Origin of the sequence: Rossellomorea aquimaris, assembly GCF_003315075.1 — a bacterium.
Classification (GTDB): Bacteria; Bacillota; Bacilli; order Bacillales; family Bacillaceae_B; genus Rossellomorea; species Rossellomorea aquimaris_C.
Map to the genome: position 1 here is coordinate 259,817 of NZ_QNRJ01000004.1, position 17,408 is coordinate 277,224.

20 protein-coding genes and 1 other RNA gene are annotated in these 17,408 nt (G+C 38.0%); 11 read left to right on the forward strand and 10 right to left on the reverse strand.

Annotation, left to right across the window (positions count from 1 at the left end; genetic code table 11):
• The first annotated feature begins 197 nt into the window (after nucleotides 1-197).
• From DET59_RS07740 to DET59_RS07755, 4 genes are all read left to right on the forward strand, one after another.
• Nucleotides 198-437: a FeoA family protein gene (locus tag DET59_RS07740; RefSeq protein WP_113969107.1), complete on the forward strand. Its 240-nt coding sequence runs from the start codon at nucleotides 198-200 to the stop codon at nucleotides 435-437.
• Nucleotides 438-1,166, forward strand: a complete 729-nt coding sequence (locus DET59_RS07745) for a FeoB small GTPase domain-containing protein (RefSeq protein ID WP_113969108.1) — start codon at nucleotides 438-440, stop codon at nucleotides 1,164-1,166.
• A complete protein-coding gene (locus tag DET59_RS07750) occupies nucleotides 1,144-2,541 on the forward strand; it encodes a nucleoside recognition domain-containing protein (protein WP_181778091.1) in 1,398 nt (465 codons plus the stop codon). Before DET59_RS07745 ends, DET59_RS07750 begins: the two co-directional genes overlap by 23 nt.
• A gap of 69 nt (nucleotides 2,542-2,610) precedes the next feature.
• Nucleotides 2,611-2,934, forward strand: a complete 324-nt coding sequence (locus DET59_RS07755; protein WP_113969109.1) for a YnfA family protein — start codon at nucleotides 2,611-2,613, stop codon at nucleotides 2,932-2,934.
• Nucleotides 2,935-2,976: 42 nt separating this feature from the next.
• Here DET59_RS07755 and DET59_RS07760 read toward each other — a convergent pair whose 3' ends face one another.
• On the reverse strand, nucleotides 2,977-4,836 hold the full coding sequence (locus DET59_RS07760) for an LTA synthase family protein (protein WP_113969110.1): 1,860 nt from the start codon (nucleotides 4,834-4,836) through the stop codon (nucleotides 2,977-2,979).
• Between the two features lie 164 nt (nucleotides 4,837-5,000).
• On the opposite strand from DET59_RS07760, the gene DET59_RS07765 reads away from it, so the two are divergent.
• Nucleotides 5,001-5,846 (forward strand): COX15/CtaA family protein, encoded by an 846-nt coding sequence (locus DET59_RS07765; protein WP_113969111.1) that lies wholly within the window; start codon nucleotides 5,001-5,003, stop codon nucleotides 5,844-5,846.
• Between the two features lie 14 nt (nucleotides 5,847-5,860).
• Here DET59_RS07765 and DET59_RS07770 read toward each other — a convergent pair whose 3' ends face one another.
• A complete protein-coding gene (locus DET59_RS07770) occupies nucleotides 5,861-6,712 on the reverse strand; it encodes a cation diffusion facilitator family transporter (protein ID WP_113969112.1) in 852 nt (283 codons plus the stop codon).
• A 282-nt stretch (nucleotides 6,713-6,994) separates the two neighbouring features.
• On the opposite strand from DET59_RS07770, the gene DET59_RS07775 reads away from it, so the two are divergent.
• The gene (locus tag DET59_RS07775) at nucleotides 6,995-7,912 is read left to right on the forward strand and encodes a YIEGIA family protein (protein ID WP_113969113.1); all 918 of its coding nucleotides are present in this window, start codon (nucleotides 6,995-6,997) and stop codon (nucleotides 7,910-7,912) included.
• Nucleotides 7,913-7,918: 6 nt separating this feature from the next.
• Complete coding sequence (locus DET59_RS07780; protein ID WP_113969114.1) at nucleotides 7,919-8,125, forward strand: capping complex subunit for YIEGIA; 207 nt, start codon at nucleotides 7,919-7,921, stop codon at nucleotides 8,123-8,125.
• Nucleotides 8,126-8,166: 41 nt separating this feature from the next.
• On the opposite strand, the gene DET59_RS07785 is transcribed toward DET59_RS07780, so the two are convergent.
• Together DET59_RS07785 and DET59_RS07790 are read right to left on the reverse strand one after the other, a co-directional pair.
• Nucleotides 8,167-8,589 (reverse strand): disulfide oxidoreductase, encoded by a 423-nt coding sequence (locus tag DET59_RS07785; protein ID WP_113969115.1) that lies wholly within the window; start codon nucleotides 8,587-8,589, stop codon nucleotides 8,167-8,169.
• Nucleotides 8,590-9,252: a thioredoxin domain-containing protein gene (locus DET59_RS07790; RefSeq protein WP_113969116.1), complete on the reverse strand. Its 663-nt coding sequence runs from the start codon at nucleotides 9,250-9,252 to the stop codon at nucleotides 8,590-8,592.
• A 218-nt stretch (nucleotides 9,253-9,470) separates the two neighbouring features.
• Here DET59_RS07790 and resA point away from each other — a divergent pair, with 218 nt between their 5' ends.
• The 3 genes from resA (at nucleotide 9,471) to DET59_RS07805 (ending at nucleotide 11,304) form a co-directional block, all read left to right on the forward strand.
• Nucleotides 9,471-10,001 carry a thiol-disulfide oxidoreductase ResA gene (gene resA / locus DET59_RS07795; RefSeq protein ID WP_113969117.1) on the forward strand — a complete coding sequence of 177 codons (531 nt, stop codon included), beginning with the start codon at nucleotides 9,471-9,473 and terminating at the stop codon, nucleotides 9,999-10,001.
• 15 nt (nucleotides 10,002-10,016) lie between these two features.
• The gene (locus DET59_RS07800; RefSeq protein WP_113969118.1) at nucleotides 10,017-10,724 is read left to right on the forward strand and encodes a cytochrome c biogenesis CcdA family protein; all 708 of its coding nucleotides are present in this window, start codon (nucleotides 10,017-10,019) and stop codon (nucleotides 10,722-10,724) included.
• A gap of 208 nt (nucleotides 10,725-10,932) precedes the next feature.
• Nucleotides 10,933-11,304, forward strand: a complete 372-nt coding sequence (locus tag DET59_RS07805) for an ArsR/SmtB family transcription factor (protein WP_142675572.1) — start codon at nucleotides 10,933-10,935, stop codon at nucleotides 11,302-11,304.
• Nucleotides 11,305-11,586: 282 nt separating this feature from the next.
• Here DET59_RS07805 and tatC read toward each other — a convergent pair whose 3' ends face one another.
• From tatC to DET59_RS07830, 5 genes are all read right to left on the reverse strand, one after another.
• Nucleotides 11,587-12,324, reverse strand: coding sequence for a twin-arginine translocase subunit TatC (gene tatC, locus DET59_RS07810; protein ID WP_397540926.1), 738 nt, complete (start codon nucleotides 12,322-12,324; stop codon nucleotides 11,587-11,589).
• Nucleotides 12,325-12,406: 82 nt separating this feature from the next.
• Entirely contained in the window at nucleotides 12,407-12,592 is a 186-nt protein-coding gene (locus tag DET59_RS07815) for a twin-arginine translocase TatA/TatE family subunit (protein WP_113969120.1), read from the reverse strand.
• 60 nt (nucleotides 12,593-12,652) lie between these two features.
• On the reverse strand, nucleotides 12,653-13,822 hold the full coding sequence (locus DET59_RS07820; RefSeq protein WP_113969169.1) for a ZIP family metal transporter: 1,170 nt from the start codon (nucleotides 13,820-13,822) through the stop codon (nucleotides 12,653-12,655).
• Nucleotides 13,823-13,835: 13 nt separating this feature from the next.
• Nucleotides 13,836-14,849 (reverse strand): multicopper oxidase domain-containing protein, encoded by a 1,014-nt coding sequence (locus DET59_RS07825; RefSeq protein WP_113969121.1) that lies wholly within the window; start codon nucleotides 14,847-14,849, stop codon nucleotides 13,836-13,838.
• A 782-nt stretch (nucleotides 14,850-15,631) separates the two neighbouring features.
• Nucleotides 15,632-15,877: a hypothetical protein gene (locus tag DET59_RS07830; protein ID WP_113969122.1), complete on the reverse strand. Its 246-nt coding sequence runs from the start codon at nucleotides 15,875-15,877 to the stop codon at nucleotides 15,632-15,634.
• A 69-nt stretch (nucleotides 15,878-15,946) separates the two neighbouring features.
• Here DET59_RS07830 and DET59_RS07835 point away from each other — a divergent pair, with 69 nt between their 5' ends.
• Nucleotides 15,947-16,348 carry a MerR family transcriptional regulator gene (locus DET59_RS07835; protein ID WP_113969123.1) on the forward strand — a complete coding sequence of 134 codons (402 nt, stop codon included), beginning with the start codon at nucleotides 15,947-15,949 and terminating at the stop codon, nucleotides 16,346-16,348.
• A 571-nt stretch (nucleotides 16,349-16,919) separates the two neighbouring features.
• Here the strand turns inward: DET59_RS07835 and ssrA are convergent.
• Nucleotides 16,920-17,260, reverse strand: a transfer-messenger RNA (tmRNA) gene (gene ssrA / locus DET59_RS07840).
• Between the last annotated feature and the right edge of the window lie 148 nt (nucleotides 17,261-17,408).

Below are 17,408 nucleotides of genomic sequence, written 5' to 3' on the forward strand. Positions count from 1 at the left end.
GGCAGTCCCACATATATCCCTGTATTTGTAAAGATAACATTTCCCCCTTTCGCCTTGTTTAATCTATTCAGAAAAAAGGACAATCATTCTCTCATAAATGAGTTGACAAAATTCAAATTCAGCCATACGATAAAGAAAAGTTGCGTTAAGGCAAAAAATTAAACTTTATTAAAAATATGTGAAGGGTGGTAACACAAATGCCTTTGTCCACAAATAGATTGTATGACCTTGAAGAAGGCACAAGTATGAGAATTACAGAATTGCAGCTAACAGGCCTGATGAGAAGACGGTTATTGGATTTGGGTTTTGTACCCGGGAGCATTATCACATCTGTAAAGAAGAGTCCATTAGGAGATCCCGTCGCTTATCGGGTAAGTAATACAATGATTGCTTTAAGAAAAGATGAAAGTAAAAAAATTATCGGGGAGCTGGTTTAATTGGATAACCAAAGGACATACCGTATTGCACTGGCAGGTAATCCGAATACCGGGAAATCAACTTTGTTCAACCTGTTGACTGGTTTACGCCAGCACACAGGTAACTGGCCGGGTAAGACTGTATCCCAGTCAAAGGGTTATTTCAATCATCTGCAGAGTTCTTATGAAATCATTGATTTGCCCGGGACGTATTCACTGTTTTCAAATTCACTCGATGAAGAAATCGCCCGGAATTATATTGCTTTTGAAAAGCCGGATATCACTATTGTGGTTCTTGACTCCACCTCTTTAGAGAGAAATCTCAATATTGCTCTACAGGTGATGGAAATCACGAACAAAGTAGTGATCTGCTTGAATTTAATTGATGAAGCTGAAAAAAAGGGAATTCATATCGATGAACAAAAACTAATTGACAGACTTGGAGTACCTGTATTGAAGATATCAGCACGAAATAAAATCGGAGTAGATAATATGCTGAACACAATCAATGATATCGTTCAGAACAACCGTACGTTTACTCCTATGAACATCAAGTACTCGGATGAAATTGAGAATAATATTTCAAAATTACAGCCTGACATAGAAGCTGCATATAAGGATTATTTACCATCAAGGTGGATTGCACTGAGACTGTTAGAAGGTGACGAAAGTGTAATTGAAGAGTTAAATCATCGAGTATTAAAGAACAGAAAAGAAGGGAATGAGTATGAATATGCATCAGGAGAGTAGTGGTGAAATCACTTTGCTCAAGCAAAAAGCTCTGAAGCTTTCCTCTGAATCTATACGTGATGAAATTGTATCGAGTGCATTTCGGCATACTCAAGCCATCTGTCAAGAAGTCACGAAAGTGAAGGATCAAAGCAAGTTATTACACACAGAAAAGCTTGATAAAATCCTTACCTCAAGATTATTTGGCTTTCCGATTATGCTTGCTATGCTGGGGACCGTCATTTATTTAACTATTGCAGGCGCTAATGTTCCATCTTCCATGCTTGCCAGCTTTTTTGGATGGCTGGAAGGATATCTGACAATAGGATTTCGAACCATCAATGCTCCTGATTGGCTGCACGGGGTACTTGTTTTAGGACTATACAGGGGAACTTCCTGGGTGATCAGTGTTATGCTGCCACCAATGGCGATCTTTTTTCCAATGTTCGCCCTTTTAGAAAATTACGGATATCTGCCAAGAGTAGCGTTTAATATGGATCGGTTATTCAAAAAAACCGGAGCACACGGAAAACAATCCCTGACAATGGCAATGGGATTCGGATGCAATGCTGCTGCTATTATGTCTACAAGGATTATTGAATCACCTCGTGAAAGAATGCTTGCAATCCTTACCAATAATTTCGTCCCTTGTAACGGTCGATGGCCAACACTTATATTGTTAGCATCCATTTTTATGGCTGCCGGATTCACCGGTGCAGCGGGAACTTTTGTAACCGCAGGAGTCGTTGTAGGAATGGTCGTTTTTGGAATTATTGTCACGCTTGCAGTTTCATGGATCCTCTCAAAGACAGCACTTAAAGGGGTCCCAACCCATTACACACTGGAGCTGCCTCCATATCGTAAACCAAGATTTATGAACACCATCGTAAGATCGACAATTGACAAATCCGCATTTGTATTAAAGAGAGCCATTGTCATTGCCGCTCCAGCCGGTGTACTTACTTGGATTCTGGCAAATATTATGGTGGGTGATACTAGTATCTTAATGCATATCGTCCAGTTTCTGGATCCCTTCGCACAACAGCTTGGCTTGGATGGATTTATCTTAATGGCATTCATTCTTGGTCTCCCTGCAAATGAGATCGTTCTCCCAATCCTATTAATGGGATACTTATCGACCGGAGCAATGATCGAGGTGGAGGATCTGGATTCATTAAAGAAAATTTTCATTGATCAAGGGTGGACATGGATCACAGCATTAAATATGATGTTATTTTCACTACTCCATTACCCTTGCGGAACGACCCTGATCAACATCTATAAAGAAACAAAAAGTAAAAAATGGACATTCTTGTCCTTTGCAATCCCTACAGGTTTGGCTGTAGCAGTCACTTTTGCAATCGCTCAATTAGCAAAAATTTTCGGTTGGGTGTAAAAAAATATCTTATCCAGGTCTTTGAAATGATAAGACCCGGCTATAATTGAAGGGGAGGTCGTATAGAACTTGTTGACATCTATTTTACTATTTATTGTCGCTGGCCTGGCTGAAATCGGGGGCGGGTATCTCGTTTGGTTGTGGCTGAGAGAGAACGCTTCTCCTTGGTATGGGGTCTGGGGAAGCATGATCTTAATCCTTTATGGGATCATCCCTACTCTGCAGAACTTCCCCACGTTTGGAAGGGTTTACGCTGCTTATGGCGGAGTATTTGTCGTCCTTGCAATCCTTTGGGGATGGTGGGTAGATAAGAACACCCCGGACATGTATGATTTTATCGGCGCAGCCATTTGCCTCTTAGGAGTTACAGTGATTCTTTGGGCACCAAGATAAAAAGCTGAAGTTACCTCTGGTAACTTCAGCTTTTTCTTTAGGTTATTCACCTTGTTCCTTCTCTTCTAAAAACCTTAACAGGTCCCCATAAACCACCTGATCCGAATATTTGAGCTCATCTTCTGCCTGCTTGATATATGGCTCGCATGCTTTTTGATCCGTCAGCTTTTCTGTACTCTTGTCATAACACTTCTGATCGGTATATACATACTTATCTGTGATAAAACCGCCGTCTCTAAGAACGACAAATTGGTCGGGATCCTTCGTAAATAAATCTGACCCAAATTGGATATCTTCCCTTTCCTCGATCCCCAACATATTTAAAATCGTCGGCTTTACATCAATTTGACCCGACACATTTGGAATCGTCCGTCCATTTGTTTCGCCGGGAATATGAACGATCATAGGTACCCGTTGAAGCTGAGTTTGCACAAAAGGAGTTACTTCTTTTCCTAGATACTGCCCCATGGCTTCATTGTGATTCTGTGAGATTCCATAATGATCACCCATGATGATAAAAATCGAGTTCTTGTATAAGCCTTCTTCTTTCAACCTTTCAAAAAATTGCTTTAATGCTTCGTCTTCATACCTGACTGTAGTGAAGTAACGATTCACCGTTCCGTCATTTGAAGTCCATTCCGGGATCAACTCATCCTCTTGTTCGAGTGTAAAAGGAAAGTGGTTCGTTAATGTAATGAATTTTGAATAGAATGGCTGAGAAAGGTCTTTTAAATAAGGAATCGATTGTTCATAAAACGACTGATCTTTCAAACCCCATCCGATTGAGTTTTCATTATTGACCTCATAATAAGACTCGGAAAAATAGTTATCATACCCCAGATTTTCATACATTACATCCCTGTTCCAAAAGCTCTTATTATTGGCATGGAACACCGACGTTGTATACCCCTTTTCTTTTAACATTGATGGTAGACCGTTATATTCGTTTTGAGCATGTGTGAAAAATGCAGCTCCTCTTGGTAATCCATACAGTGAATTCTCGAATAAAAACTCGGAATCAGACGTTTTCCCTTGTCCTGTTTGATGATAGAAATTATTAAAATAATACGTATCTTCTTGTCTGGTCAATTGGTTTAGAAAAGGCGTGATCACTTTTCCATCCACTTTATTGTTAATGACAAAGTTCTGAGTAGACTCAAGTGAAATAACAAATACATTCTTTCCTTTTGCAACCCCCGTCATATCTTCGTTTACCGACCGCTTTACCGATTCTGTGTAATTCAAGACTTCAGCCAGCTCTGAATTATCCGCCAGTGCCCGATTCATATTCGTCTTAGCTTGCAGAAATCCGTCATACAGATGGTAATTGAACACTCCTAAATTTTTCACCAGCATCTGACGGTCAAATGACCTGGTCAATATCTGGGGTCTTTCTATATTGGCTAGACCAATATTGAATAAGAGAATCACAACGGATGCGATCGCCAACTTGAAATGCTTACTCTTACTTTTAACAGGTTTTACATACTTAAACAGATAAAGGATAAGCGCAAAGTCAGTAATCAAAAGTATATCCAATGGATTCATTAAACTGACTATACTTTCACCCAAATCCGATGCGTTATCTGTTTGAAAGAGAACAGGAAGAGTGATGAAATCATTGAAAAAGCGATAATACACAACGTTAAAGTATAGGATGAACGTTCCAAGTATATTAGTGACCAAAAGCCTCCATTTCAGTGTTTCTTTCTTACCGACAGCCACCAGGCTCAAAATAAACATGATAGACCCGGCACTTGCCAGGAATAGAATCAGCTCCTGCATTACATTTTCAATATCGAGGTTGAAGACGAACCGGCTGACTATATACGATTTTGCCGTTAAAACGATATACGTCAACAAAAAGAAGTTGTCCCCTATTTGTTTCTTTAAAAAGTTCAATTGTAATCAACTCCTACATCTATTTTCATTAATTGATATTACATAAAAGATGAACGTTATGTGAAATGCGTGTGAACCGTTTGTACTGACTTGTTTAAACCTGTTAATATATGAACATATATAAATATAAGATTTATTTTAACATGAAAGGACTACTATGAAAAATGAAATATAATTTCTCGTTATTTACAATTAATGTTACGATTGCTGCGTTAATTCTCGGAAACTTAGTCGTTGCTACAAATTCAGGTGATGCCTGTGGAACTGATTGGCCATTCTGTAATGGCCAAGTCATTCCGGATATAACCGATTACCACGTAGTGATAGAGTATTCTCATCGCCTATTTACTACACTTCTTGGACTGGTCATTCTTGTCAATGCAATTATTGCATGGAAGAAATCAACGGGTAAAGCAGTAAAAGTAATTGCGGTTCTTTCAACGATTCTCTTACTTATCCAAGCTATGATTGGCGGGATGAATGTATTACTGGGAACACCGACCGGATTCACGACACTTGATGTAATGTTTAGTCTATTTCTATTAATCTCTCTCATTTTCCTTCATGCAGGGTTAAATAAAAGAGCTGAAAACATTAAATTGATAGAAATAAAAAAACCATTGATGGTTGGTTTTTCAGTACTTATGACAGAGGTGTTAGTTGGTGCTATATTTAAACATTTTGAACTGAGCCAACAAATTTTTGAAGTAAGCAACACAGGGATCCAACTCGCAACCTTCATTTATTTTATTCATGGAATTTTAGGGTTGATCACTCTATTCTATACAGGCTATGCAGTATTCCTTGCATTGAGATTTAATGTGATGAAAACCTCAGCCTTACTACTGATCTTGCTTGCATCACTTACAACCTTTGGTGGATTTATTGTAAAGACGGAGGAACTCAGCCCCATATCTTCTTCCGTACACATGATTTTGTCTATTCTTACTGTGGCTCTGCTGAGTCATATGACAGCGATATGTTACTTTAATCAAAAGAACAAAAACTAGGCAGCTCCGTCTGCCTAGTTTTCTTTTGCATGAATCTCTATAGTGGAATGATTAATATTAACTTCTGAAACTAGATTTCTTACCTTCTCTTTTATCTCTTCATGTTTATCAAAAGCAGTATTCTTCGATGTATATAAATGGGTAATCATCGTATTCTCTTCTCCATCGATGGACCAGATATGAAGGTGGGCTACTCTCTCCACCCCGTTTATACCCTCGATTTCTTTTCGAATCGCATCCATATCCACCTCATCCGGAACTGCATCAAGAAAGACTTTCATTGTTTTGATTAAGTTTCTAATAACGTTGAAGAGGATAAAGCACGTAATCACAATGGAAAGAATGGGATCGAGAATATGAATATCCTTAAATAACATCACAATACTTATAATCAGGACCCCTACCCAGCCGAGAATATCCTCTAGGAGATGCCAGGAAAGAACCTTTTCATTCATGGAGCTTCCACCGTGTAATCTCCATGCAGCGAATCCATTAATCGCCACTCCCAATATAGCAAACCACAACATCCCCTGGGCATCGGAATGAGTAGGATTAAATAATCGGGGAACGGCTTCCGTCAGTACAAAAATGGAGCCAAACAATAATACGATCCCACTGATCAATGCTCCAAGTGTTGAAAACCTCTTATATCCGAAACTGTACTTATTGTTACCTTCTTTATTTGAGAGTTTCTGTAAATACCAGGCTCCCCCCAAAGAGATACTGTCGCCCAAGTCATGTACAGCATCCGATAGTATAGCCATGCTGTTTGTAAGGTACCCTCCAATAAATTCGATTATAGTAAATATAAGATTCAAGAAAAAGGCTAATCTGGTATTTTTAGTTGATGAATGATTTTTTGACAACTCTCATCACTCTCCTTTTTTGCTATTTTTTCTTTTATTTCCTTTTTTATAAGCAGCGACAATAAAAAAAGTATAAAGAATAACAATGATCAAGATCAGTAAACATGTTAATAGAAAGGCAGTCTCCACAATAATAACCTCCATATTCATTAATATCCTAATATGAACATATATACACATATAAATGCAAGGGTAAACTTATCGACATCCGATCTATTGTATAATTAGTAGACGTTCTCCGTATACTAATTATGATTTTCAACTAAGTTGAGGTGACGTATCATGGAAGGAACTGTTGTATCGTCAAATGAACTATATACCATTACAAGCGCTATTCTGATTGGATCATTAGCTAGAATCCTTACCATAAAAGAAGACTTCAGGCAGTACCCCAGCTATCCAAATGGTCTTCTCATACACTTGGTTACAGGATTTGTCGCTGCCTCACTAGGAGCAGTAGCCATTCCAGCATTACTTAGCAAAAATTTTGTTGCTGTAACTTTTTTAACCCTGGCTATTCAGCAGTTTAGAGATGTTCGTAAGATGGAGAAGGAAAGTTTAAGTGACTTGGAGGAAACCGAATACACCTACCGGGGAAAGGCATATATAGACGGCATTGCCAAAACATTCGAGTCGAGAAACTATATCGCCTTTATTGTTGCTCTTGTCACCTCTATCATCATTACCATTCTACAAACCGTTTTCAATATAAATAACCTAATGGTTTGTATACCTGGGGGTGCACTCACAGGTTTCATCCTCTTCTATTACTTAAAGAGCTTTACGAAAGGTAAGACAATCGGTGATATTGCGGATGTAAAGGAAGGAAAAGTAGAAGTGAAAAATTCATCCCTTTATGTAGATGATATGTATGTCAGTAATCTTCTCGGAACGGATAATGCTGAAAAATTATTTGAGGAAGAGGGACTAGCAGTCGTCATTTACCCGAAAGAAAATCATTTTAGAATAAATCTGGATAATTTCGGTCAAAGGCAGGCTGCCTTATTTGAAGCATGTCGTGCATTAGGAGTAAAGCGTTATCAGTTCACCAGAAAGGATTATGTTGAAGGAAAGGTCATGATTACCCTTGTTCCGATTAAGAGAGATGTTGATGCATTCATCGAGGTCGTAAAAAAATGTCCTTTATTAGAAAGCACGAAGAAATCTCATGCAGTAATGAAAACCAACTTGAAAGGATGAATCCTCTTGGGCAGGGAAAGTTCAATGAAACCCTCTTATCAAATATTAGCTTATTTAACTTCAGATCGAGATAGGGTAATAAGTGGAGGGGCTCTTCTTTTATACAATGACAATGCAGAGGAATTAAAGCAAATGACCGTTGATATAGCCAAGGGATTAAAAGCTGATGTCATACAAATGACAAACGGTGACTACCTGGTAATAAGAGTATAAAAGCCAACATTCCTTATGAAATCAGGAAGTTGGCTCCTTGACTACAATTTTTTATTTTTTGAAAGCATTGTTAGAATTGTAATTAAAATAAAAGCTGTAAGCGCCAGGAATGGGATCGTGATGAAACCAAACCAGTTAATGTATTCGGCATTACAAGGAACACCATTTGCACAAGGCTTTATTCCGCCGAACCCTTCAACTTTTTGTTCCAAATAATGCAGTAGGGAGATGGCTCCTCCAATAATAGACATAGGTAGTATTATTTTCTTCAAACCGCTATCATTCTGAAACGTTGCCACTCCCAGTATCAACGTCAATGGGTACATGGCTATTCTTTGAAACCAGCATAATTCACAAGGTATGAATCCTCTTACCTCACTGAAATATAAACTCCCCAGAGTTGCAATGATTGAAATGAGCCAAGCACCATAAAGAAAATACTGACTCCTGCTAATTTCCTTCATCTATTCTTGCCCTTCTTCAATCAAACTTTTAATTCGCTCGTAATCATAAGGGTCCTCAAGCTTTACCCCATTGATGATCACTGTTGGTGTCTTCTCTACCTTAAATTGCTGCACCAGGGAATTATCCAGTTCGAGTTGGTCTTTGAATGTTTGCTGCTCTATGTCTTGTTTTAACTGATCGAGATCCATATCGGTGGTATTACCAGCAACTTCCAACAGCTTTTCCACTGTAATCCACGGTGCATCATGATCTTCTTCAGGCTGCTGATTAAATAGTTCTTTTTGAAATTCCCAATATGAATCAGGATCATATTTAAATACTGACTCGGCTGCTAACGCACCCAAAGTTGATTCCTCACCGTGAAAAAGCACATTTACATAAGATAAATTCGCTTTACCAGTATCAATAAAATCTTCTTTAAGCTGAGGGTAAATTCTTTCCCCCCATTCTTTACAAGCAGGACACTTAAAATCGCCAAACTCCACAACTGAAACCGGTGCATCTTTCTCTCCCAAAAAGGGCTGATTTTCGGTATCAGGATGAGACTCTAAAGTTTCATCTTTATCTTGAGCCTTATTGTTAAGCATGACGATGGCCGCCAATATTATGGCTACTAATACAGTAAGGAATACCAAATACTTCATCGGGGATGCTTTTTTCATGAACGCTCACCTCTTAATTTTATTAAACTAGCTTCATCATATCAGCAATTATGATCATTAATGAATCTAAATTATTACAGAATTCCAACAATCTTATGAACGGCATCAAAATGTCTTCTCCTTGTATTGCCCCAATCGAACTTAGCTGTTATTTTAAATGTACATTCAAATATATATTAGATTCAAACACATTCTACTAGAAACTGTGAGGGAAAACAATGAAAAAAAGCAATAGAAGATTGGTAAGAGCAGTCATTTTACTTCTATTAGTTTCAGCTGTCGCCTATACACTCTATCTAAACGCAACGAAAGACCAGGCTGTCATAAAGGAAGGGAGTATGGCACCTGATTTCAAATTAGAAACGTTGGATGGCCGTACTATTAAATTAAGTGACTATAGAGGGAAAGGGGTTTTCCTGAATTTCTGGGGTACTTGGTGCAAACCGTGTGAGAAAGAGATGCCCTACATGGAAAAGAGCTATCAACAATTTAAGGAAAAGGGTGTGGAGACGTTAGCAGTTAATATTGGCGAGTCAGATTTTATAGTAAATAAATTTGTCGATAAATATGATCTGAGCTTTACTTTTCCAATGGATCGAAACCGTGATCTGCTTGAGATATATGGAGTTGGTCCCATCCCGACGACATTCCTTATAAACCCCGAGGGAAAAGTAGTAAAGGTCATCACTGGAAGTATGACGCAGCAAGATGTCCATGATAATATGAATATGATCAAGCCGGAACAATAAAGGAGACTTTAGATTGTGCAAGATTTAAACATTTTATTTGCTTTCGGGGCAGGCTTGCTTTCTTTTCTATCACCATGCACGCTCCCCATCTATCCAGCTTTTTTATCGTATATAACAGGTATGTCCATAGATGAATTGAATAACCGCAAAGGAATGCAGAGAAAAGCCGTTTTACACACCCTTTTCTTTTTGATCGGTTTTTCTATCATCTTTTTATTTTTAGGAGTATCTGGATCTTTCATCGGTAATTTTTTCCTGCTGAACAAAGAGCTGCTCCGCCAGATTGGGGCTATACTCATCGTATTTTTCGGTTTGGTGGTTTCCGGTCTCCTTAAGTTCGATTTCTTAATGAAAGACAAACGGATTCAATTTAAAAGACGGCCATCTGGGTATTTGGGTACGATGTTAATTGGGATCGGTTTCGCTGCTGGCTGGACCCCTTGTACCGGCCCGATTCTTGCTGCGGTCATTTCACTGGGTGTAACCGACCCCAATGCTGGATTGTTCTATATGGCGTGGTACATTTTGGGCTTTGCCGTTCCGTTCTTTGCTCTTAGCTTTTTCCTTGGTAAAATAAAGTGGATCAATAAGTATAGTGCAAAAATCATGAAAATCGGCGGATACTTAATGATTCTGATGGGAATCATTTTATACTTTAACTGGATGAATCCCATCATCTCCTTTCTTACGAATTATTTATTCGGCGGATTTACAGGGTTTTAATCACTTATGTAACTCATCATCCTCACCAACACCTTGAAGCACAGAAGCCCCTTTCTAATGAAGGGGCTTTCCTTTTGAATCTATTAAACATGATAATTATCCTTCAAATAATCATTCTATACGTCCCGGCGACAACGTTCTGCTGATATCTTAAACATGATACAATGTATATAACCAAAATGCCTAGAAAATAACTGAGGTGACTGAATTGAAACATACCGATATGTGTGAAATAAACTGCATAGATAACGATAAAGTATCAAGAATAAAGAAAAATATCCAAAAGCAAAACACTTTAAATATTGCTCAAATGTTCAAAGCTTTATCAGACGATACCCGTTTGAAAATTGCCTATGCCCTTTCATTAGAAAAAGAATTATGTGTGTGCGACGTTGCCAACATAGTAGGTTCCACTACAGCCACAGCTTCTCACCATCTAAGGTTATTGCGAAACCTTGGTTTGGCTCAATATAGAAAAGAAGGAAAGCTTGTTTATTATTCTTTGGTCGATGAACATATGAAAAATCTGATACAGATATCATTTGAGCATTCTCGAATAAATGAGAGCTTGAGGGGATAATTGATTATTATGTATACTCTGACAGAAAACATGATATCCAAGTTAAAGGTATAGTTGATCATCATTAGTTTATAATCATTTCAAATTTATCAATTTTTAGCACACCGCTTCTATAGGAGACCTCGCTGTCAAAACTCAAATATTATCCGCTAATACATTATTGGAATAAAAAATCCGGTCTTCATTAAGGACCGGATTTTTTCCAATTTATCCCCAAGAAATCAACGGTGTGAATGATGTTCAAAATGAGCTGTTTACCTGGTGACTGAACAGACAATTTGTCTAGCGTGTTGTTTTATTAATACCCTTGATTGCTTTATTGCTATCTTCCTTGCGCTTTCGTTTAAATACGAATTTAGATAAGCTAATGCTGCTTTCATATAATATTAATAAAGGGATAATTACAAGGATATCAGATAGAAAATCAGGCGGTGTAATTAAAATTGAAACGACGATTAATATGAAGTATGCATATTTCCTTATTTTTTGAAGTCGATATGGATTAATAATTCCAAGGCTTGTTAAAAACATAATAACAACAGGTAGCTCAAACAGAAATCCAAAAGGCAATGTCATGTTAAGCAGGAAACGGAAATATTTCTCCGTTGTAAAAAAAGTAGTAAACATTTCGTTAGATAGAGACATTAAAAAATTTAGTACGAGAGGAAATAAAATAAAGTAACTAAAACTAATTCCCAATAAGAATAGAATAAATAGTGCTGGAATATAAGCGATTGTTACTTTGCGTTCTTTAAGTGTTAACGCTGGACGTACATACAGCCAAGTTTGATACGCAGCAACTGGTGTAGTCGCTGCGATGGCAACAACGCTGGCAATCATTAAATAAACGAGTAAAATATCACTCGGTCCCAACAATGCCAGCTTAAATGGCAAGTCTTTAACTAAAGCATGATATATATCTTGGACATATATAAATGCTAGAACTAAAGACAGCAGAAAGACAACTAAAGTGATAATAATGCGTTTACGTAATTCCTCAAAGTGCTGAACTAAGCGCATGTTTTGATCTTCCACCTTAATCACTCCAGGAAAAAGAAGACGTAAGACAAAACCTACATCTTCTATTAAATTATTTGATAAGTTATTCTTTCTTATTAGATGTTTCTGAATTAGTATCATCTGTTACTAAATCTCTGGTAGACTTTTTAAATTCTCTTAATGTAGAGCCAAAAGCTCTTCCGATTTCCGGTAACTTAGAAGGTCCGAAAATAATAAGGGCGATGATTAAAATTAGTATTAATCCTGGGACTCCAATATTTTGAAGCATATCTATTTCCTCCTAATATTCTAATGTTGTAATTCCTTTTTGATGATATAAATGAGCTCCTTAAAATTTCACAAAAAATGCAGTAAAGTACATGATTAACAAGCCAATTGCGAATCCAGAAAGATTTAGCCAAGAGACAGATGGTTCTTTATGTGATCGATGATCTTCAATGAGCATTTTAGTAATGACATAAATCACTTGTAAAATGGCTCCTGCTCCAATTCCTAAGAATAAAGCACCCCAAATTGGTGAGAAGATGAATCCTCCGAACCAGGTACCAACGATAGCAGGTGCGCCAGCTGTTGTTCCTAGAATTAAGAAGTCCTTTATACTTGGCTTGGTTTTTAAAAGCGGTGCAGCTATCCCAATACCTTCTGTTATATTGTGCACGGTAAAGCCAATGATTAAAAACGTTCCTAATGCGGCTTCTCCTAGAGCAAAGGAAGATCCGATCGCTAATCCTTCTCCAAAGTTATGAAGCCCAATTCCTGTAGCCATTAGAAGAGCTAACCTAAAAGGTGAATAGCCCTTTCCTTCCTGTCTTTTGTACTGATACTGGTCAAATCCAATTAATAGTAAAAAGGTAAGAGCAGCTCCGATTATGACCACCATATTTCCTTGAAACACAGAGGGAGCTTCACTACCAATTTCAAATCCGTCAGCAAGTGTTCCAACAAATAGAAATAATAAGAGTCCCACAGTGAGTGCAAGAATCGAATTAATCCATTTTCTTTTAAAACGCTTCATAAATGGATACCACAATAATCCTAGAGTGATAGGGACAATTCCGACATAAAAACCGATAATGCCATAATTTAAAAAGTTGCTCAAACTTGCTACAGGAGCCAGAGTTGCCGCAGCAATTTCTCCTTCTGTTACAATGCCATTTTCAGTGATTACCTTAATCGCATGAGGATCTCCCTCAACCCATGGATAGGGAATGGTTATTTTTCCATCTTCAAACCGTGTGAGAGTAGGGGTAGGTGAGACATTGAAATTCCAAACAGAATCATCAACGATTACTTGAGAAATTGTAAGGGTTTCTGGACCAGTATTACTTACAGAAAGTTCAAAACCTCCATTTGTTACTTTAATCCTTTCAATATTTAATACTTCAACAGGGGCTGCAGGATCTTTTTCAACTCCTGCTCCGTTGATCAATACCCAAGCCAATACTCCTGTAAGTAATACTAAAGGAATTAAGCCTGAAATTATCCATTTAGCTTTCATTTTTCCATCTCCTTTACTCTGCTTCAATAAATCCCATCCATCCTAATTCTGCAAATTCACTAACATGGGCATGAAACATATACTTCCCCTTATAAGGAAATCTCATTTCGAGAATGCCACGCTCTCCCTGACATTGCATAACCGTATCGGTAAATTGAGAAGGATTATCATTCCTCCCTGTCGGATAATACGTAAAATAATTGGCATGAAGGTGGAAAGAGTTGATTAAGTCAAATTCTGTTAAGTTACTGAGATAAATACGGACTAGCTGATCCTTTTTTACTTTAATGGGATGATTCATGAATGCGAATGCATATCCATTAACCGTGTAAAAGTCGTTTTCACCATCTAAATCCAAATCATACCCATTCATGACCATATTTAACTCTAATGCCGGTTCCCTTGGTGTTTTCGGATCAATAATAAAGTTTCCATACAACCCCTTATGAATATGGCGAGCAAGCGGTAATACATGGCAATGATATACCTGTAAACCATATGGCTTAGCTACAAACTCATAAGTGAATTTTTGACCAGGGGCAATCGGTTCAAGTCCATCCATTTCTGTTGGATGAATTCCATGAAAATGAATAGAGTGAGGATGACTTCCTTGATTTTCAAAATGAAATCGAAGCAGATCTCCCTCCGTACAACGGAATGTAGGTCCTGGAATCGTTCCGTTATATGTCCATCCTGGAAACTTAATCCCTTTTGCAATTTCAATTTCTTTGTCTATGGCCACAACTTCATATTCTCGAAGCGTTTGTCCATTTGGTAATTTACTTGCTTTTCCATAATCAAATGTGGTTAGTAACTGTTCAGCCATTTTATATCCGGAAGTTTTTGTAATATCCCCTACCATTTGACTATGATCCATATTACTGTGATTTTTATTATTCGATTCTGCTTTAACCGAAGAGCTAAAAGGGGCTAAATTATTTATAAAATAACTACCCGCCAGACCTAAAGCACCAGCAGACCCCAACTTTAATACGTCCCGCCTTGAGACTTTACTTTGTTCAGACATGTTTAATCACTCCTAAAAAGTTTCCTTAATGCAAAAGTATGATATTTAACTAAACTTTATTCCTTAGGACAACTTTTGTCAATATTTATTTAAAAGTTGACTATAAAAAAGAGGCTGGGACAAAACTAAAAACCATGATATAAAGACGAACAATTAGAAGTGTAGGTTCTTAATACCGCTAATGATTTCCGTGCAAGACTACGCTTTCCGCGGGTAGCCCGTGAGCCTCGGCAAGCCTGTGGGGAGAAAAGCGGAGGGGCTTTGTTCAGAGGCGGGTGGCATAAGGCGAACGGCCACGAAGGCGTTCTTTGCCTTCTTGGACGGTTTGACTTATGACATGTGCCTCTAAGCCCCGGAGCTGGACGTGTCTCACATAAGCTACTTTTCCCGCAGGAGTCTTCGTCTTGCACTCCAATCAACCGCTGGAAAGAGCTGAAATCAAATGTACCGTAAATTAAAAAATCCGAACAAATTTGCCTACTAGAAAGCAGATTTGTTCGGGTTTTACTTAGACTGAAACACTTTTGTCCCAGCCTCCCTTCCTAAAATAAAATCACAACATTAGAATTTAGTTACCATCTATTTCTCAAGATGTTTTCAGTGAAGATTTACCTGTGGTTATGAGTGGCGTGGAGTTTGAAGCGGTGTACTGGGACGAAGTCTATATAATTTTGTTCTAAACAGAAAAGAGCCCGCTTTGCCGCTGTAAGGTGACCCTTCTATGTTAATTGAAATTCTTCTTTTACCAGTTTTTAAACTTCTTCACCTCTTTTGATTGATATTTAGCAATGTTTACTCGATTCAGAAGAACAATTACAACCTGCACTTGCACTGCATGTACTGTTCTTTTTTACTGTTTTTAACATAAGAAAAACAAATAATGTCAAAGCAATCAGCAAAATCCCCCATTTACCATAACCAAAACTTAGTCCCGTAATACCCGCCAGCCCTGTAATCCCAATAGCGGGTATTGCACAACATAACGCGCATAAACCAACAATTCCAAGTCCAGCACATAACTTTTTCAAACTACCCCCTCCTCATGTATAGTTAAAGTATAATAGTTAAAGTAAACTTTAAGTCAAGAGGTGAGAATTATGGATTCGCTCCTTTCTATTGGTGAGTTAGCAAAAAAGACAGAGGTTAATCCTTCAGCAATTCGTTATTATGAGTCCATTGGAATAATGCCCACTCCTAAAAAATTAAATGGACAAAGACGCTATACAACTGAAGATATTGATCAACTAAGATTTATAAAAATAGCACAATTTGCGGGTTTTAGTATTCAAGAAATTGCCGTTCTTTTAGAGGGTTTTGCTAATCAGGTTACACCTTCTAGAAGGTGGCGACAAATGGCGAGTGCCAAATGTTCTGAATTAGAGGAACAAAAAAAGCATATTGACGAAATGCTGGATGTATTAAAGAACGGATTGAAGTGTGAATGTCTTACTTGGTCAGAATGTTTCACAAAGGTTAATTCAAATGGAGATTGTTGTTAATGGTTACGGGATAAAGAATGTATTTCGGGAAGCTAAAAGATTACACTGACTTAGAAAGCAGTCGTTCAAAATTCTCTAAATTATTTGAATTTTGAGTTCTTTATTCCAGTTCAACTGAGAATACAAGCTCTTCTATTTAAATCTTGCAAATTTAAAAAGTCAATGTTCTCACCTAATTCGATTGTATAAAATTTCCTAAAGTAATTCGAAGAATAAGCTTGCCAAAACGTCAATTATATGGTTCCAGTCACACAAAAATAAAAAACCACCAAATATGTATTTGGTGGAGACGGTGGGACGTGCATTTCCATGCTTTCGACATGGCACTGACTATATCTTGAACCTGTAGTAGAGGTCCTTTGGCGTATTATGCGAAATAAAAATTTATCTGCTGAGAGATAGGATTTCGCATCCTAGTACTACCGACATTCGGCAGCCTATAAGTCGATACACGGCTGTTGGATTGCTCCACATACCGCTCGGCATTGCCTTATCACACTGTGTGTGACTTAGGTTTCACCGATAAAGCCAAATTTTCACTTATGTGTTGCCACATAAGGCGACTAATAACTAATCGAACCCACGTCCAGGAACATCGCCACTTAAGCGTCTACGAGCGTAGTCGATATATTCGCAAGTTCACTGCAGCTTCTGCCTATCAACGGGCGTCTGTGCAGCTAGTCTGATTGGTCTCTTCCTTTGTCCTCAGACGGTGGACTCCGGCGTAGCCTACTAAGAGTGAGTCCCTTACCCTACCACATAGGCGATGGAGGGAGGAACAGCTAAAGCGCTATTATGCAGCTAAAGCTAGGTTATTGTTAGTTTTGCCAGTTATTATTGGCTTTGACGTTTTATCGTGGACGATCCCCACGGCTCGCAACCTAAGCTCGAACTATCCCTGTCGAATCCGTAACGTCCCCATGATAGAAAGGGAAGAACGGGAAAGAATAAGTTCAGCGTGTAAGTCACTTATTCAATTGTTCTTACAGTCACAAGATTACCTTGCGACATCTATTAGTATAACAAATCCTGAGATAATTGCAAATGCCAGATTCCGGAA

Excerpts from the sequence above, each read along its gene's own strand:
- DET59_RS07785 (WP_113969115.1), bottom strand. The coding sequence starts at position 8,589 with ATGAAGGAAATTAGCAGGAGTCAGTATTTTCTTTATGGTGCTTGGCTC.
- DET59_RS07740 (WP_113969107.1), top strand. The coding sequence starts at position 198 with ATGCCTTTGTCCACAAATAGATTGTATGACCTTGAAGAAGGCACAAGT.
- DET59_RS07790 (WP_113969116.1), bottom strand. The coding sequence starts at position 9,252 with ATGAAAAAAGCATCCCCGATGAAGTATTTGGTATTCCTTACTGTATTA.
- DET59_RS07820 (WP_113969169.1), bottom strand. The coding sequence starts at position 13,822 with ATGAAAGCTAAATGGATAATTTCAGGCTTAATTCCTTTAGTATTACTT.
- tatC (WP_397540926.1), bottom strand. The coding sequence starts at position 12,324 with ATGCGCTTAGTTCAGCACTTTGAGGAATTACGTAAACGCATTATTATC.
- DET59_RS07765 (WP_113969111.1), top strand. The coding sequence starts at position 5,001 with ATGAAATATAATTTCTCGTTATTTACAATTAATGTTACGATTGCTGCG.
- resA (WP_113969117.1), top strand. The coding sequence starts at position 9,471 with ATGAAAAAAAGCAATAGAAGATTGGTAAGAGCAGTCATTTTACTTCTA.
- DET59_RS07825 (WP_113969121.1), bottom strand. The coding sequence starts at position 14,849 with ATGTCTGAACAAAGTAAAGTCTCAAGGCGGGACGTATTAAAGTTGGGG.
- DET59_RS07835 (WP_113969123.1), top strand. The coding sequence starts at position 15,947 with ATGGATTCGCTCCTTTCTATTGGTGAGTTAGCAAAAAAGACAGAGGTT.
- DET59_RS07815 (WP_113969120.1), bottom strand. The coding sequence starts at position 12,592 with ATGCTTCAAAATATTGGAGTCCCAGGATTAATACTAATTTTAATCATC.
- DET59_RS07775 (WP_113969113.1), top strand. The coding sequence starts at position 6,995 with ATGGAAGGAACTGTTGTATCGTCAAATGAACTATATACCATTACAAGC.
- DET59_RS07750 (WP_181778091.1), top strand. The coding sequence starts at position 1,144 with ATGAATATGCATCAGGAGAGTAGTGGTGAAATCACTTTGCTCAAGCAA.